This window comes from Stenotrophomonas sp. S41 (genome assembly GCF_016624625.1).
Lineage (GTDB): Bacteria > Pseudomonadota > Gammaproteobacteria > Xanthomonadales > Xanthomonadaceae > Stenotrophomonas.
In genome coordinates, this window is the sequence record NZ_JACVTV010000001.1 from 1 (window position 1) to 15,541 (window position 15,541).

Here is a 15,541-nt window from a genome sequence, read left to right on the forward strand (position 1 = left end):
CCCCCCCCCCCCCCCCCCCCCCCCCCCCCCCCCCCCCCCCCCCCCCGCGCGGGGCCCCCCCCCCCCCCCCCCCCCCCCCCCCCCCCCCCCCCCCCCGCCATCCACGGAATGCCCGCTTTTGAATTTGACGTTGCCTCTGCAGGTGCAGGGCTGCAAGCCCTGCCGAAACCCTCCCCTACCATGACTGCAGTCACTTGCCCGATCGCCCCGCGCTGGCGAAAGTCGGACAGTTCAAGTGATCGGAGTGGTCCTTTGCCCTCCGCACAGGTGTGAAAGAGAGAGAGACGCTGTGCAACGACGTGAGTTCCTGGCGTATTCCGGTCTGGGCCTTGCCGGCCTGGTGCTGCCGCATTCGCGGCTGATCGCGGCCGAGCAGCTGCTCGCGCCGGTGGATACCGCCCAGCGCCGGCGCCTGGCCGAGGTCGCCCTCGCCGCCGCGCGTGCGGCCAAGGCCAGCTACTGCGACGTGCGCATCGGCCGCTACCTCAACCAGTCGGTCATCACCCGCGAACACCAGGTCGGCAACGTGACCAACCGCGAGTCGTCCGGCGTGGGCGTGCGCGTCCTGGTCAACGGTGCCTGGGGCTTCGCTGCCACCCACCAGCAGACCGAGGCCGCCGTGCGCGGCGCGGTCGAGCAGGCCACGGCCATCGCCCGTGCCAACGCCAGCATCCAGACCCGTCCGGTGCAGCTGGCACCCACACCCGCAGTGGGTGAGGTGCGCTGGCAGACCCCCGTGCGGAAGAACGCCATGGAAGTGCCGATCCAGGACAAGATCGAACTGCTGCTGGCGCTCAACGGCGCCGCGCTCGATGCCGGCGCCGACTTCATCAATTCCACCTTGTTCCTGGTCAACGAACAGAAGTACTTCGCCTCCAGCGATGGCTCCTTCATCGACCAGGACATCCACCGCATCTGGCTGCCGTTCACCGCTACCGCCATCGACAAGGCCAGCGGCAAGTTCCGCACCCGTGCCGGGCTGTCCTCGCCGATGGGCATGGGCTATGAATTCCTCGATGGCGATGCGCGCGGCAAGGTGCAGCTGCCCGGCGGCATCACCGCCTACCGCGATTCCTACGACCCGGTCGAGGACGCCATCGCCGCCGCCCGCCATGCGCGCGAGAAGCTGAAGGCGCCCTCGGTGAAGCCCGGCAAGTACGACCTGGTGCTGGACCCGTCCAACCTGTTCCTGACCATCCACGAGAACGTCGGCCACCCGCTGGAACTGGACCGAGTGCTGGGCTACGAGGCCAACTACGCGGGTACCAGCTTCGCCACCCTGGACAAGCGCGATGCCGGTTTCCGCTGGGGCAGCGACCTCGTCACCTTCTTCGCCGACAAGACCCAGCCCGGCAGCCTCGGTGCGGTCGGCTACGACGATGAAGGGGTGAAGACCCTGCGCTGGGACCTGGTGCGCGATGGCGTGCTGGTCGATTACCAGGCCACCCGCGATGAAGCCCACATTCTGGGCCGCGAGGCCTCGCACGGCTGCAGCTACGCCGATTCCTGGTCCAGCGTGCAGTTCCAGCGCATGGCCAATGTCTCTCTGGCACCGGGAAAGGCGCCGCTGAGCGTGGACGACATGATCAAGGACGTGGAGAACGGCATCTGGATCCACGGCCGCGGCTCCTATTCCATCGACCAGCAGCGCTACAACGCGCAGTTCGGCGGCCAGCTGTACTACCAGATCAAGGACGGCAGGATCGCCGGCATGGTCGAGGACGCGGCCTACCAGATCCGCACGCCGGAGTTCTGGAACGCCTGCACCGCGATCTGCGACCAGCGCGACTTCCGCCTCGGCGGTTCCTTCTTCGACGGCAAGGGCCAGCCCGCGCAGGTATCGGCGGTCTCGCACGGGTCGTCCACCACCCGCTTCAACGGCATCAACATCATCAACACCGCGCGCAGTCTCGGCGCCTGAGTCGTCCCATCCTTCGACGTGGAGAGCTGCCTTGCAGAGACGTGACTTCCTCGCCCTGACCGGGCTTACCGCGGGCGGCCTGATCGTGCCGTCGTTCTTCGGCAAGGCGATCGCCGCCGAGCAGCTGCAGTCCAGCCTCGACCTGGGGCTGAAGAAGCGCCTGGCCGATGCCGCGCTGCAGGCCGCCCGCAGCGCCGGCGCCACCTACTGCGATGTGCGCATCGGCCGCTACCTGCGGCAGTTCGTGATCACCCGCGAGGACAAGGTGCAGAACGTGGTGAACACGGAGTCGACCGGCGTCGGCATCCGCGTGATCGTCAACGGCGCCTGGGGCTTCGCCGCCACCAATGCGCTGGGCACCGCCGACGTGGCCCGTGCCGCGCAGCAGGCCGCCGCCATCGCCAAGGCCAACGCCGGCGTGCAGACCGCACCGGTGCAGCTGGCCAAGGCGCCGGGCGTGGGTGAAGTGAGCTGGCGCACGCCGATCCGCAAGAACGCCATGGACGTGCCGATCAAGGAAAAGGTCGACCTGCTGCTGGACGTCAACGCGGCCGCGATGGGCGCCGGTGCCAGCTTCGTCAATTCGATGCTGTTCCTGGTCAACGAGCAGAAGTACTTCGCGTCCACCGATGGTTCCTACATCGACCAGGACGTGCACCGCATCTGGGCACCGATGACGATCACCGCCATCGACAAGGCCAGCGGCAAGTTCCGCACCCGCGAAGGCCTGTCCGCACCGATGGGCCTGGGCTACGAGTACCTGGATGGCGCCGCCGCCGGCAAGGTGCTCACCCCCAATGGCGTGGTGAACTACGGCTCCTCCTACGACATGAAGGAGGACGCCATCGCTGCGGCCAAGCAGGCGCAGGAGAAGCTGAAGGCACCGTCGGTGAAGCCCGGCAAGTACGACCTGATCCTCGATCCGTCGCATACCTGGCTGACCATCCACGAGTCGATCGGCCACCCGCTCGAACTCGACCGCGTGCTCGGCTACGAAGCCAACTACGCTGGCACCAGCTTCGCCACCCTGGACAAGCGCGAGCAGCATTTCCAGTACGGCAGCGAGCACGTCAACATCTTTGCCGACAAGACCCAGCCGGGCAGCCTCGGCGCCGTGGCGTACGACGATGAAGGCGTGAAGTGCAAGCGCTGGGACCTGATCAGCAACGGCAAGCTGGTCGACTACCAGACCATCCGCGACCAGGCCCACATCCTTGGCAAGACCGAGTCCGATGGCTGCTGCTACGCCGATTCCTGGTCCAGCGTGCAGTTCCAGCGCATGGCCAACGTGTCGATGGCGCCGGGCAAGGCCCCGCTCAGCGTTCCGGACATGATCAAGGACGTCGAGAACGGCATCTACATCATCGGCGACGGCTCGTTCTCCATCGACCAGCAGCGCTACAACGCGCAGTTCGGTGGCCAGCTGTTCTACGAGATCAAGAACGGCAAGATCACCCGCATGCTGGAAGACGTGGCCTACCAGATCCGCACGCCGGAGTTCTGGAACGCCTGCACCGCCGTGGCCGACGAGCGCGACTACCGCCTGGGCGGTTCGTTCTTCGACGGCAAGGGCCAGCCGGGCCAGGTCTCGGCGGTCTCGCACGGTTCGTCCACCGCGCGCTTCAACGGCATCAACGTCATCAACACCGCACGCAGCCTCGGCTGACCGGTCAGGAGCCCTTACACCATGAGTATCTTCACCGAAGCCCAGGCCAAGGCCATCCTCGACAAGGTCATCGCCCTGTCCAAGGCCGATGAGTGCACCGCCGTGCTGGCTGGTTCGATCAACGGCAACATCCGTTTCGCCCTGAACAACGTGTCCACCAGTGGCATCGTGGACAACACCGAACTGGCCGTCACCGTGGCCTTCGGCAAGCGCGTGGGCACCGCATCGATCAACGAGTTCGACGATGCCGCGCTGGAACGCGTGGTCCGCCGCGCCGAGGACCTGGCCCGCCTGGCCCCGGAGAATCCGGAGTTCATGCCGGCCATCGGCAAGCAGACCTACCGCGCCAGCCCCACCTTCAGCGAATCCACCGCTGCCATCGATCCGGCGTTCCGCGCCAAGGTCGCCGCCGATTCCATCGCACCGTGCCGTGGCAACGGCCTGATCGCCGCCGGCTTCCTGGAAGATGGCCAGGGCTTCTATGCCACCGCCAACAGCAACGGCAACTTCGGCTACCAGCGCAGCACCAGCTTCGACTACACCTGCACCGTGCGCACCGAAGACGGCCGCGGCTCGGGCTGGGTCGGCCGCAACCTGAAGGACGCGGCGGACTTCAAGGCCGACCAGGACATCCGCATCGCCATGCGCAAGGCCACCGAATCCTCGGAAGCCAAGGCGCTGGAACCGGGCAAGTACACGGTCATCCTGGAACCGGCTGCGGCCGCCGGCCTGATCAGCTTCATGATGAATTTCTTCAGCGCGCGCTCGGCCGATGAAGGCCGCAGCTTCCTGTCGAAGAAGGGCGGCGGCAACAAGCTGGGCGAGCAGGTCTACGACCCGCGCGTGAGCATGTACGCCGATCCGTGGCATGCCGATGCACCGGTGCTGCCGTGGGATGGCGAGGGCATGCCGCGCGAGCGCATGGCCATCATCGAGAACGGCAAGGTCGCCAACCTGGACTACTCGCGCTTCTGGGCACAGAAGCAGGGCAAGACCGCCAAGGCCACGCCGGGCAACCTGCTGATGAGCGGTGGCGACAAGAGCACCGCCGATCTGGTGCGCGGCACCCAGAAGGGCATCCTGGTCACCCGCACCTGGTACATCCGCATGGTCGACCCGCAGACCGTGCTGCTGACCGGCCTGACCCGCGATGGCACCTTCTACATCGAGAACGGCCAGATCAAGCACCCGGTGAAGAACTTCCGCTTCAACGAATCGCCGGTGATCATGCTCAACAACATCGAAGAGCTGGGCAAGCCGGTGCGCGTGGCCGGTGATGAATCCAGCTACGTGATGATGATCCCGCCGATGAAGCTGCGCGACTTCACCTTCACCTCGCTGTCCGACGCGGTCTGATGGATCGGCGGGCCTGCCTGCGCTGGTTGGCCGCTGCCGCTTCGGCGGCGGCGCTGCCGGCCTTCGCGCAGGCAGGCCCGCGCAGTTCGCGCTACGACTTCTGGTTCACCCGCCTGCAGTACGACTCCGGCGATTGGGACGTGGACGCGCGCATGCCGTCCAACCTGATCACCTCGCTGATCGACTACACCTCGCTGCGCGTCGACCCGCAGGAACATGTGGTGGCCCTGGCCGATCCGCGCATGCTGGAAGCGCCGTTCTGCTACCTGGCCGGGCACACGCTGGTGGAGTTCAACGCCGCCGAGCGACAGAACTTCGTGCGCTACGTGCGCAACGGCGGCTTCGTCTTCGTCGACGACTGCAACCATGACATCGACGGCCTGTTCGCCACCTCGTTCGAGGCGCAGATGGGTCGGCTGTTCGGGCCCAGGGCCCTGCAGAAGCTGCCCAACAGCCATGCGCTGTACCGCAGCTTCTTCCGCTTCCCCGACGGCCCGCCCGCCACCGGCTTCGAGCTCAACGGCTGGGGCGATGACCTCGTGCACGACTACCTGAAGGGCATCGAGGTCGATGGCCGCCTGGGCCTGCTCTACAGCAACAAGGATTACGGCTGCGAGTGGGACTACGACTGGCGCAACAAGCGCTTCCTGGCCGAAGACAACACCCGCTTCGGCGTCAACATCGTGATGTACGCGTTGAACAATTGAACGGACCACCGCCATGACCTCCCTCGATCTCGACTCCCTGCTGCCGCGCCTGGATGGGCTGCGCAGCGCCCTGGCCCGCGCCGTGGTCGGCCAGCACACGGTGGTCGAGCAGCTGCTGATCGGCCTGCTGGCCGGTGGCCACTGCCTGCTGGAAGGCGCGCCCGGCCTGGGCAAGACCCTGCTGGTGCGCTCGCTGGGGCAGGCACTGGAGCTGCAGTTCCGGCGCGTGCAGTTCACCCCCGACCTGATGCCCAGCGACATCCTCGGCACCGAGCTGCTGGAAGAAGACCACGGCACCGGCCATCGTCATTTCCGCTTCCAGCAGGGCCCGATCTTCACGAACCTGCTGCTGGCCGACGAGCTCAACCGCACCCCGCCCAAGACCCAGGCGGCGCTGCTGGAAGCGATGCAGGAGCGCACGGTCAGCCATGCGGGCACCACGCGGGAGCTGCCCGCGCCGTTCTTCGTGCTGGCCACGCAGAACCCGATCGAGCAGGCCGGCACCTACCCGCTGCCGGAAGCACAGCTGGACCGCTTCCTGCTGCACGTGCTGGTGGACTATCCCAGCGAAGACGAAGAGCGCCGCATCATCGAACAGACCACCGGCGGTGCCACCGAAGCGGTGCCGAAGGTGATGGACGCCGAGGCCGTGATCGCCCTGCAGGCCGCCGTGCGCCAGGTGCATGTCAGCCCCGATGTGCTGGCCTGGATCACCCGCCTGGTGCGCGCCAGCCGACCCGGCGACCGCGCACCGGCCGCGATCAACCAGTGGGTGAAATGGGGCGCCGGCCCGCGTGCCGGGCAGTCGCTGGTGCTGGCCGCCAAGGCGCGTGCACTGCTGCAGGGCCGCTTCGCCGCCACCCGCGAGGACGTGCAGGCGCTGGCCGCACCGGTGATGCGCCATCGCCTGCTGCTGTCCTTCGCCGCCGAAGCCGAACAGAAGCGCGCCGACGACGTGGTCGCGGCGCTGCTGCAGGCCGTGCCCTTCCCGGGTTGAAGCACGCGTGAGCACCGGTACACCGCTGACCCTGCCACCGGAACTGCGTGCGCGCCTGCGCACGTTGCGCCTGCGGCCGCGCCTGGCCAGCGGCGCCAGCGGCATTGGCCAGCACGCCAGCCGCAGCCGCGGTGCCGGCCTGGAGTTCGCCCAGTACCGCGCCTACGAGCCCGGCGACGAACTGCGCCAGATCGACTGGAAGTTGTACGCGCGCTCGGACCGCTTCTTCGTGCGCGAATCCGAACGCGAAAGCCCGATCACCATCTGGCTGCTGCTCGATGCCACCGCCTCGGCCAGCCAGGCCGACCGCGCCGCGCCACAGCGCACGCGCCTGGACCACATGCGCGGGCTGGCCGCCTGCCTGGTCGAGCTGGCCCTGCAGCAGGGCGATCGTTTCGGCCTGCTGGCGATCAACGGCGATGGCATGCAGCTGGTACCGGCCGGCAACGGCGCGCGCCAGCGCGACCGCGTGCACCTGCAGCTGCATGCGCTGCAGGCGCGCGGCGGCTCGCCAACCGCCGACCGCCTGCGCCCGCTGTGGGAGCGCGTGCGCCCGGGCGACCTGCTGCTGGCCATCGGCGATGGCTTCGATGAAACCAGCATCGTGCTGCTGGAACACCTGGCCAGCGCGCGCCGCGAGGTGATGCTGCTGCAGGTGCTGACCGCCGACGAGCGCGACTTTCCCTTCGATGCCGGCCATCGCTTCCGCGATCCGGAAACCGGCGAGGAGCTGCTTGGCGATGGCGCCGCGATCCGCGCCGACTACCTGCAGCGCTTCGCTGCCGCACACAGCGCTCTGCAGGCACGCCTGCAGGCCAGCGGCATCGCCAGCGCCACCGGTTGGCTCGACCAGCCGCTGGACCAGCCGCTGCAGGCGTTGTTCGGCCGCGGGGGCGGCGCATGAACCTGCTGTTCCCGCTGGGCCTGGCCGCACTGGCCGCGTGGCTGCTGCCCCTGCTGATCCACCTCGCCCGGCGCCATCCATACACGCCGCTGGATTTCGCCGCACTGCGCTGGCTGCGCGCACAGATCCGTCCACGCCAGCGCATCCGCTTCGATGATTGGCCGCTGCTGCTGGTGCGCCTGCTGCTGCTGGCCGCACTGGCGCTGCTGCTGGCACGCCCGGCGCTGACCGGCAGCGCAGCACCGCCCAGCGCCTGGTCCGTGGTCGCACCGGCGCTGGATGCCCGCGCACTGCGCGGCACCGGCGAAGAGGGCAACTGGCATTGGCTGGCGCCCGGCTTCCCGTCCGTCGAGCAACCGGCACCCGCGACACCTGCACCGCTTGCGAGCCTGCTGCGCGAACTCGACGCGCAGCTGCCCGCCGGCACCGCGCTGACCGTGCATGTGCCCGACCCGCTGCCCGGCCTTGATGGCGCGCGCCTGCAGCTGTCGCGTCCCGTGCAGTGGCAGGCACATGCGATGACACTCGCCAGCGCACAGACCACAATGGCCCCGCCACGCCTGCGCGTGCATGCCGAGGCACCGGCCAGCGCGCGACACTGGATCGGCGCCCTGCAGCGTGCGTGGAGCCCCCAGCCCGCCGCCGCCGAGCTGCCTGCCGACACGCTCCCCGCACGCGGCGAGATCGCGGTGTGGGGACGTACCGATGCACTGCCGGCCGCATGGCAGGCCTGGCTGCGCGACGGCGGCAGCGTGATGACCGCGGCAAAGCCTGATGCTGCCGCCACGGTGGTCCTGCGAAGTGCGGAAGGCGCACCGCTGCTGTGGCAGCAGCGCGTCGGCCAGGGCCGCCTGCTGTCGCTGCCCGGGCAATGGGATGCCGCCCACAACGGCGCGCTGCGTGATGCCCGCTTGCTGCAGGCCCTGCTGCTGGCCCTGCAGCCACCATCGCCACCGCGCGTGGGCGATGCGCGCGATCACGCGCCGCAGCAGGCAGTACTGCCTGCAACCGCCGCCGCACCACGCGAGCTGACCCCGTGGCTGCTGCTGGCCATCGTTCTGCTGTTCGCGCTGGAACGCGGGATGGCCAGTCGCGCAGCGCGGAGGCCGGCATGAACGCGTTGCAGCGTAACTGGCAGCGCGCACGTCGCCGCCGCGCCAGCATCACTGTGCTGCTTGGCCTGCCGTGGACGCTGGCCGCCACCGCGCTGACCCTGCGCCTGGCCGGCTTCGATGCCGCCTGCGTGGTCGGCACGCTGGCCCTGCTTGCCTGCGCCGGCGTGGCCGTCGCGCGGGCAAGGCAGTTGGACCGGCGCTGGCTGCAGCGCCAGCTCGATGGCAGCGGCCGCAGCGAGGACAGCGCCGATCTGCTGTTCGCCGAGGCCGCCCGCCTCAACCCGTTGCAGCAGCGCCAGCGCGCGCATGTGCTGGCCACGCTGGAACGCACGATGCCGGACCTGCGCCCGCGATGGCCGGGCGCCGCACTGGCACTGTGCTGGATCGGCGGCCTGGCCATCGCCCTGCTCGCGCTGGGCTGGCCACGCAGCGCAGGCGTCGCCGCAGGCATCGGTGCCACGGCAACGGCGCCCACGTCAGCGGCCGGTCCGCTGCAGCTGCAGTCGACCCGCCTGCAGATCGATGCACCGGCGTACACCGGCCAGGCCACGCTCACCCAGAACGCACTGGACGCCAAGGTGGCCGCCGACAGCCGGCTGTCGTGGTCGCTGCGTTTCGACCGTATGCCCAGCAAGGCATGGCTGCAGTTCCACGACGGGCGACGGCTGCCGCTGCGCGAACACAGTGGCCAATGGCAGGCGCAGGACGTAGCCCGCGCGCCGGTGCTGTACCGCGTGGTCAGCGAGCCCGCCCTGGCCAGCACCCGCCTGTACCGGCTGGATGTGGTGGCCGACCGCGCACCCAGCGTGCGCGTGCTGGAACCGGCTGCCAGCCTGGTCCTGGGCACGCCGGGACAGCGGCAGTGGGCGCTGCGCTTCGAAGCCAGCGATGACTACAGCGTGGCCGCGCAGGCGAAGCTGTCGATCACCACCACCCAGGGCAGCGGCGAGAACATCACCTTCGTCCAGCGCAGCGTCACCCTCACCGGCAGCGGCGAACCCACCGCGCGGCGCTTCGCCCACACCCTCGACCTTGCGGCACTCGGCGCGCAGCCCGGCAACGATGTGATCGCCCAGCTGGAAGTCCGCGACAACCATGCCCCCAGCGCGCAGACCGGACGCAGCAGCAGCGTGATCCTGCGCCTGCCGACCACCGAAGTCGCGCTCGGTGCCGAACTGGAAGGCCGCATCAAGAAGACCCTGCCAGCCTATTTCCGCAGCCAGCGGCAGATCATCATCGACGCCGAAGCGCTGATCCGCCAACGCCGCAGCCTGGCCGCCGATGACTTCATCAAGCGCAGCGATGCGATCGGCGTCGACCAGCGCATCCTGCGCCTGCGCTACGGCCAGTTCCTCGGCGAGGAAAGCGAAGGCGGAGCGAAACCTCCGCCGACCAGCGACCTGCCCACCAGCGATGCCCCCACGGCGGACGCGCACGATCACGACGATGACCACGGACATGCGCAGGCCGCCGCGCATGATGACCACGATCATGACCACGGCGGTGCCGCCGGCAACGGCGACACGCCAGCGGTGTTCGGCAGCGCCACCGACGTGCTGTCCGAGTATGGCCACACCCACGACCACGCCGAGGCCGCCACCCTGCTCGACCCGCAGACCCGCGCCACGCTGAAAGCTGCGCTGGACCAGATGTGGTCGTCCGAAGGTGAGCTGCGCCAGGGCCGCCCGGAGCAGGCGCTGCCGTTTGCCTACAAGGCGCTGGCCTTCATCAAGCAGGTGCAGCAGGCCGAGCGCATCTACCTGGCCCGCGTCGGCCCGGAACTTCCGCCGATCGACGAGGGCCGACGGCTGGGCGGCGACCGCGCCGGACTGGCCAGCCGCGAACTGCCGCTGGCCGCACGCACGCCGCCGGACCCGGCCATCGTCGAAGCGTGGCAGCGGCTGGGCGATGGCGATGGCACGCCTGACCTGGACGCGTTGGCCACCTGGCAGCAGCGCAACGCCGCCTTCCTGCCCGACGCCCTCGACCTTGCCGCCGCCATTGAACAGCTGCGCATCGAACCGGACTGCAGCGACTGCCGCCAGCGCCTGCGCGCACAGCTGTGGCGCGCCCTGCAGCGTCCGTTGCCGCAGGTGATGCGGCGCACCGCGACCGATGCGATGGGCCAGCGTTATCTCGATGCGCTGGAGGTGCAGCCATGAATGCCACTGCATTGAACCTGTGGCTGGCCGTGGCCCTGGCGGTCATCGTCATCCTCGCCAGCGTCGTGCAGCTGCGTGCGCCCACCGCCCATCGCGGCCGGCGCGCGGCACGGCTGGGCCTGCAGGCCATCGCCGCCGTGCTGCTGTATTTCTGCCTGCTGCCGCCCAGCCAGCAGCTGCCTGCGGGCGGCCTGGTCGTGCTCACTGCAGATGCGGCGGCTGCCGGCGCGTTGCCGGCCAGCGATGGCCCGTTGCTGCTGTTGCCGGAGGCGGCGGATGTGCCGGGCGGCCAGCGCGTACCTGATCTGGCCACGGCGCTGCGCCAGCACCCGGCCTCCACGTTGACCCTGGTCGGCGCCGGCCTGGCCGCGCGTGACCGCGACGCCGTGCTGCCGGCGAACCTGCGCTGGCAGGCCTCGCCTGCGCCGCGTGGCTGGATCGCACTGCAGCCGCCGGCCGATGCCGCACCCGGTGCGCGCTTCGAGGTGCACGCGCAGGCACACGGTGCCACCGCTGGCCGCGCCGAACTGCTGGACCCGGCCGACACCGTGGTTGATCGCGTGGACGTGGCCGCCGATGGCCGCGTGCAGCTCAGCGGCATCGCCCGCGCGCCCGGCCGCAGCGTCTTCCATCTGCGCCTGCTCGATGCGCAGGCCCATGTGCTGGACAGCGTGCCGGTGCCGCAGCAGACGCTGGCGGCCGCACCGCTGCGCCTGCTGGTGCGTGCCAGCGCGCCCGGCCCGGAACTGAAGTACCTGCGACGCTGGGCCACCGATGCCGGCCTGCGCGTGCAGATGCAGGCCGACACCGGCGCCGGGCTCAGCGTGGGCGATGGCGCGGTGGCGCTGGATGCGGCCGCACTGGCGCGCAGCGACCTGCTGCTGCTGGACGAGCGCAGCCTGGCGGCGTTGAGCGCGGGGCAACTGGCGGCGGTGCGCCAGGCACTGCGCGATGGCCTCGGCGTGCTGGTCCGCAGTGCGGGCGTGCCATCGGCCAGCGCGCGGCAACGCCTGCATGATCTCGGCCTGCCGGTGCAGGGCGATGGCAGCAGCCACGCCGTCGAACTGCCTGGCGATGGCGAAAGCGCGATGCTCGCCGCACGGCGCGGCCCGCTGGATTCGGCCACCCTGCCCACCGCCGATGGCGAAGCGGCGGACCGCAGCTCGCACAGCGCCTCCCTGCCCTCGCTGGAGGCGCTGGCGCTGCAGGTCAACGACGGCAGCGCCCTGCTGCACGACACCGCCAACCAGCCCCTCGGTGGCTGGCGCAGCGTCGGCAAGGGCCGCATCGGCCAGCTGCCGATCACCGACAGCTGGCGTTGGGTTCTGGCCGGCCGCGACGATCGCCACGGCGAACTGTGGAGCGGTGTGGTGGCTACGCTGGCACGCGCACAGCCCGGCACGGACGCGCTGTGGTCACCGCAGGCGCAGGCCTGGCTGGGCGAGCGCGTCGCGCTGTGTGGCGTGCAGGCGCCCCTGCAGGCATTCGATGCGAAGGGCGCGCCTGTGCCGCTGGTCGTCGATGCCACTACCTCGTCGATGCGCTGTGCCGGATGGTGGCCGCAGGCAGCAGGCTGGCAGCGGCTGCAGCATGGCGACACGGCCGTCTGGCGCTATGTGTTCGACGCGAAGGAGGCGGCGGCGCTGCACCGCCAGGCGATGATCGATGCGACGACGCAGGCGTTGGCGATGGGAGCGCCTGCGAGTGCCGCAGCGACGCAGCCGGCGCCCGGCTCACGCTGGCCGTGGTGGCTGGCCTTCGTGCTGTGCGCATCGCTGCTGTGGTGGCTGGAACGGCGGCGCTGAGCCACGGGGTCGGATCCCTTTCGCACGCATCGCAGACAGCATCCACGCATGGCGTGGATCTACTGCCCCGCGCGGATCAGCGGGTTCAGCGCCCATCCCTCAACGCGCCCCGGTACGCCGGTACCCCCGTCGAACACACGGGGTCGGATCCCTTTCGCATGCGAAAGGGCTCTGACCCCATCCCTCACCGCGCCCCGGTACGCCGGTACACCCCGTCGAAGCGCACGTTCATGCCGCCGCACTCGCTGTTGTCCGACACCACCAGCACGTCGCCCAGCAACTGCGCGTGCACCGTGCAGCTGTCCTCGACGAAATCCACCTGGCTGCCACGCGGCGTGGCCTGCGCTTCCACCTGGCCCAGGTTCGGCCCATACGGGCGCTGTTCCGGCGTGGGGTTGGCCGACGGCCAGTAAGCATCACCTTCGACGTGAAGCTGGCTGCCACGCACCGAGATACTCAGCCCGTTGTCGCCATCCTTCCAGTCACCGGCCCAGCCCTGCAGCGTCGGCGTCACCCGTGCCACCGGCTGCAGCTTGCTGCGGTCGACCCAGCCGGCACTGCCGCCCACCTTGTTGGGGAAGAACGCGCAGCGGTACGGGCCCAGATCGCGGCCGGTCACCACCGTGTCACCGCTCACCACGTAGCTGCGCTGGCGGCAGGCGGGTTCGCCCTTGGCCGGGCAGCCGTCCATGTCACCGAGCAGGTACAGGCGCTGCGTACCCACCACCTTGGCCACGGCGAAATCCGATTGCGCGGAAGGAAACGCGCCGTTGCGGCACGAGCCGTCGTCGGCCAGGCCGCTGGCCAACGCGGACACGGGCAGGAGCAGGGCAAGCAGGAGAATTTTCGGTACCACAGCAGCAACCAGGAGGGAGGACGACAGGATCGTACGCTCCTGCCTGTCATCGGCACCACTCTCTGCAACAAATTGCATTTCGCTGCTTGTCGTTGCCGCGCAGACTATCCAGTCGCCTTCCAGCACCCGATCACCACCTGCGAACATGAAACTTGTTGGTGTGCTTCTCGCCCTGCTCGCCGCACTTCCCGTACTGCTTGATTACCTGACCCGCTGGGAAGCACGCCGCGCGTTCAAGTCACTCGCAGAACAAGCGCCGGTGCGTCTGCTCAGCGAGGACGAGGACGCCGCGCTGGAACCATTCCGCAGCGTACTGGAGCTGGGCCGCGATTGCGGCGTTCGCATTCTTGAGGGGCCCTGCGTCGAGCACCGCCGATGGATGCGGGGAGGCGCCAACTCAGCCTGGCGCAGCCTCGCCGGGGTCAAGGTGCTGCTGCCCTTCAACGCGCTGGAACACCTCGGTACCCACAACCGTGCCGAAGTGGTGCTCGGTCGCCGCTTTGTGGTCATCGTCCGCATGGAGGGGTTCGATATCGCGACGGCCGGCACGCGTACCCTGCGCACGACCGCGACACAGATCAGCGAACGCCGTGAGACCGCGGATGAGCGGACACAGCGCCGGCGGCCGGCCATTCCATGGTGGCCCACCGCGCTGGCGCTGGCGGCCGGCATCTGCGGAGCACTGCCACAGCTGGGCCTGGGCCAATGGAGCTGGATGGCCGTGGCAGCGGGGCTGGTACTGGCGTCTATTGCGTTCGTGCTGTATCTGCGCAGGCACGTGGGAGCGAAGGCACTGCAGCCCGTGGTGCGCGTGCGGGGTCGGCTCAGCGCGCTGCAGTTCGCAGATCCGCACGAGAGCACCTTCAGCCACACGGTGATGCTGCTGGGCAACGACCAGCGGCTGGTCATCGACCCGACCTGGAGGGCGTCCGGCGCCATCGCCCCGGGGCGCTGGCTGGAGGCCGAGGTCCGCCCGCACGACCGGCGCCTGTTGTCGTTGGGCCCGGACTGGTCACTGAGTGCCGACGAGAGGCGGTTTCCACCGGTGCCGGTCGCCCGGCACCTGCTGATGTTCCTGGTGGCGGTGCTGTCACTGCTGCTGATGCTCTGGTCGGGTGACGGTCCGCGGATCGAGGCAGCGCGTGCGGCAGAGCTGCTCGGCCCTGCCAAGCTGCGGACGGACACGCAGCCCGGAACGCTGCTGGGGCATCCTCCCGCACCCGGTGATGGCGTGCACATCACGGTCGATGCCACCTGCGAACTGGTCGCCCGGCGGCATGCCGGACAGGTGCTGGCGGTGCCCGACTGCAGCCGGCTTCGCTGGGGTGGCGCTCCGCTGCAGGTGCCCCCTCTGGCGGTTGCCGACTCCATCCTGCGCCTGGGTGCCGGGAATACCCTGCGCGTGCATTGGAAACCGGCCGACGGCATCTTCCCTGCTTACCAGCGGGTGTCGGGGCTGGACGCGCTGCGCCGCGAACTGGAGGCTGCCTGCACCGATGGTCTACGCGGCTGCGACGATCTCCGCGCACAGCTTGCGGCGCTCTCCCCGGACGACAGCGCAGTACTTCCCCGTTGGACGATCATGAACCTCAAGGACGCCCTGGAAGAAGCCGCGCATGCACCTGTTCTCGCTGCGTGGGCTGCATCCACGCCCGCGCTTCTGGCCGCACAGAACGGTGGCGTCGTACTGGTCGATGCCGAGGCGAATCGGAAATCGGACACCGCAGCGTTCGCGTTTGGCGATGCCGGCGCCGCGTGGAAGACCCTGCGCGACGCAGCCACGCACGCGAAGCGGATCGCCTGGTCCGGTACCGTGCAGTCCCGCAGCACGGATGGTCGGACGCTGTGGCTGGAGGTGGACCGCACACGCCCCGCCCATGGCGCCATCGCGGGGATGGCCTACTGCATATGGCTGATCGGCGCGTCATTGCTGGCCCTGGTCCAGGGCATCCTGCTGGTCCGCGCCGTGCCCCGGGCACTCTCGCGGTCCGCCGCCTTCGCCGATGAACTCAAGCAGCGCCCTGCACCGCGTGCCTCCTGGCCGACATGATG

11 protein-coding genes are annotated in these 15,541 nt (G+C 69.6%); 10 read left to right on the forward strand and 1 reads right to left on the reverse strand.

The window, feature by feature from the left end; all coding sequences use genetic code 11:
* Nucleotides 1–289: 289 nt before the first annotated feature.
* Genes IAE56_RS00005 through IAE56_RS00045 form a run of 9 tightly spaced genes read left to right on the forward strand, consistent with a single transcriptional unit; the run spans nucleotide 290 to nucleotide 12,633 of the window.
* Entirely contained in the window at nucleotides 290–1,921 is a 1,632-nt protein-coding gene (locus tag IAE56_RS00005; RefSeq protein ID WP_200750943.1) for a TldD/PmbA family protein, read from the forward strand.
* A gap of 31 nt (nucleotides 1,922–1,952) precedes the next feature.
* A complete protein-coding gene (locus tag IAE56_RS00010) occupies nucleotides 1,953–3,587 on the forward strand; it encodes a TldD/PmbA family protein (protein ID WP_200750944.1) in 1,635 nt (544 codons plus the stop codon).
* Between the two features lie 21 nt (nucleotides 3,588–3,608).
* Nucleotides 3,609–4,943 carry a TldD/PmbA family protein gene (locus IAE56_RS00015; protein WP_108767250.1) on the forward strand — a complete coding sequence of 445 codons (1,335 nt, stop codon included), beginning with the start codon at nucleotides 3,609–3,611 and terminating at the stop codon, nucleotides 4,941–4,943.
* Entirely contained in the window at nucleotides 4,943–5,650 is a 708-nt protein-coding gene (locus IAE56_RS00020) for a DUF4159 domain-containing protein (RefSeq protein ID WP_200750945.1), read from the forward strand. Before IAE56_RS00015 ends, IAE56_RS00020 begins: the two co-directional genes overlap by 1 nt.
* A 13-nt stretch (nucleotides 5,651–5,663) precedes the next feature.
* Nucleotides 5,664–6,647 (forward strand): MoxR family ATPase, encoded by a 984-nt coding sequence (locus tag IAE56_RS00025; RefSeq protein ID WP_200750946.1) that lies wholly within the window; start codon nucleotides 5,664–5,666, stop codon nucleotides 6,645–6,647.
* 7 nt (nucleotides 6,648–6,654) lie between these two features.
* Complete coding sequence (locus tag IAE56_RS00030; RefSeq protein WP_200750947.1) at nucleotides 6,655–7,551, forward strand: DUF58 domain-containing protein; 897 nt, start codon at nucleotides 6,655–6,657, stop codon at nucleotides 7,549–7,551.
* On the forward strand, nucleotides 7,548–8,666 hold the full coding sequence (locus IAE56_RS00035; protein WP_200750948.1) for a BatA domain-containing protein: 1,119 nt from the start codon (nucleotides 7,548–7,550) through the stop codon (nucleotides 8,664–8,666). The genes IAE56_RS00030 and IAE56_RS00035 overlap by 4 nt, the downstream gene beginning before the upstream one ends.
* Nucleotides 8,663–10,828 carry a hypothetical protein gene (locus IAE56_RS00040; protein WP_200750949.1) on the forward strand — a complete coding sequence of 722 codons (2,166 nt, stop codon included), beginning with the start codon at nucleotides 8,663–8,665 and terminating at the stop codon, nucleotides 10,826–10,828. The genes IAE56_RS00035 and IAE56_RS00040 overlap by 4 nt, the downstream gene beginning before the upstream one ends.
* The gene (locus IAE56_RS00045; RefSeq protein ID WP_200750950.1) at nucleotides 10,825–12,633 is read left to right on the forward strand and encodes a hypothetical protein; all 1,809 of its coding nucleotides are present in this window, start codon (nucleotides 10,825–10,827) and stop codon (nucleotides 12,631–12,633) included. The genes IAE56_RS00040 and IAE56_RS00045 overlap by 4 nt, the downstream gene beginning before the upstream one ends.
* Before the next feature lie 184 nt (nucleotides 12,634–12,817).
* Here IAE56_RS00045 and IAE56_RS00050 read toward each other — a convergent pair whose 3' ends face one another.
* Nucleotides 12,818–13,489 carry a hypothetical protein gene (locus IAE56_RS00050; protein ID WP_200751028.1) on the reverse strand — a complete coding sequence of 224 codons (672 nt, stop codon included), beginning with the start codon at nucleotides 13,487–13,489 and terminating at the stop codon, nucleotides 12,818–12,820.
* Between the two features lie 145 nt (nucleotides 13,490–13,634).
* Here IAE56_RS00050 and IAE56_RS00055 point away from each other — a divergent pair, with 145 nt between their 5' ends.
* A complete protein-coding gene (locus tag IAE56_RS00055; RefSeq protein WP_200750951.1) occupies nucleotides 13,635–15,539 on the forward strand; it encodes a hypothetical protein in 1,905 nt (634 codons plus the stop codon).
* Nucleotides 15,540–15,541: the final 2 nt, after the last annotated feature.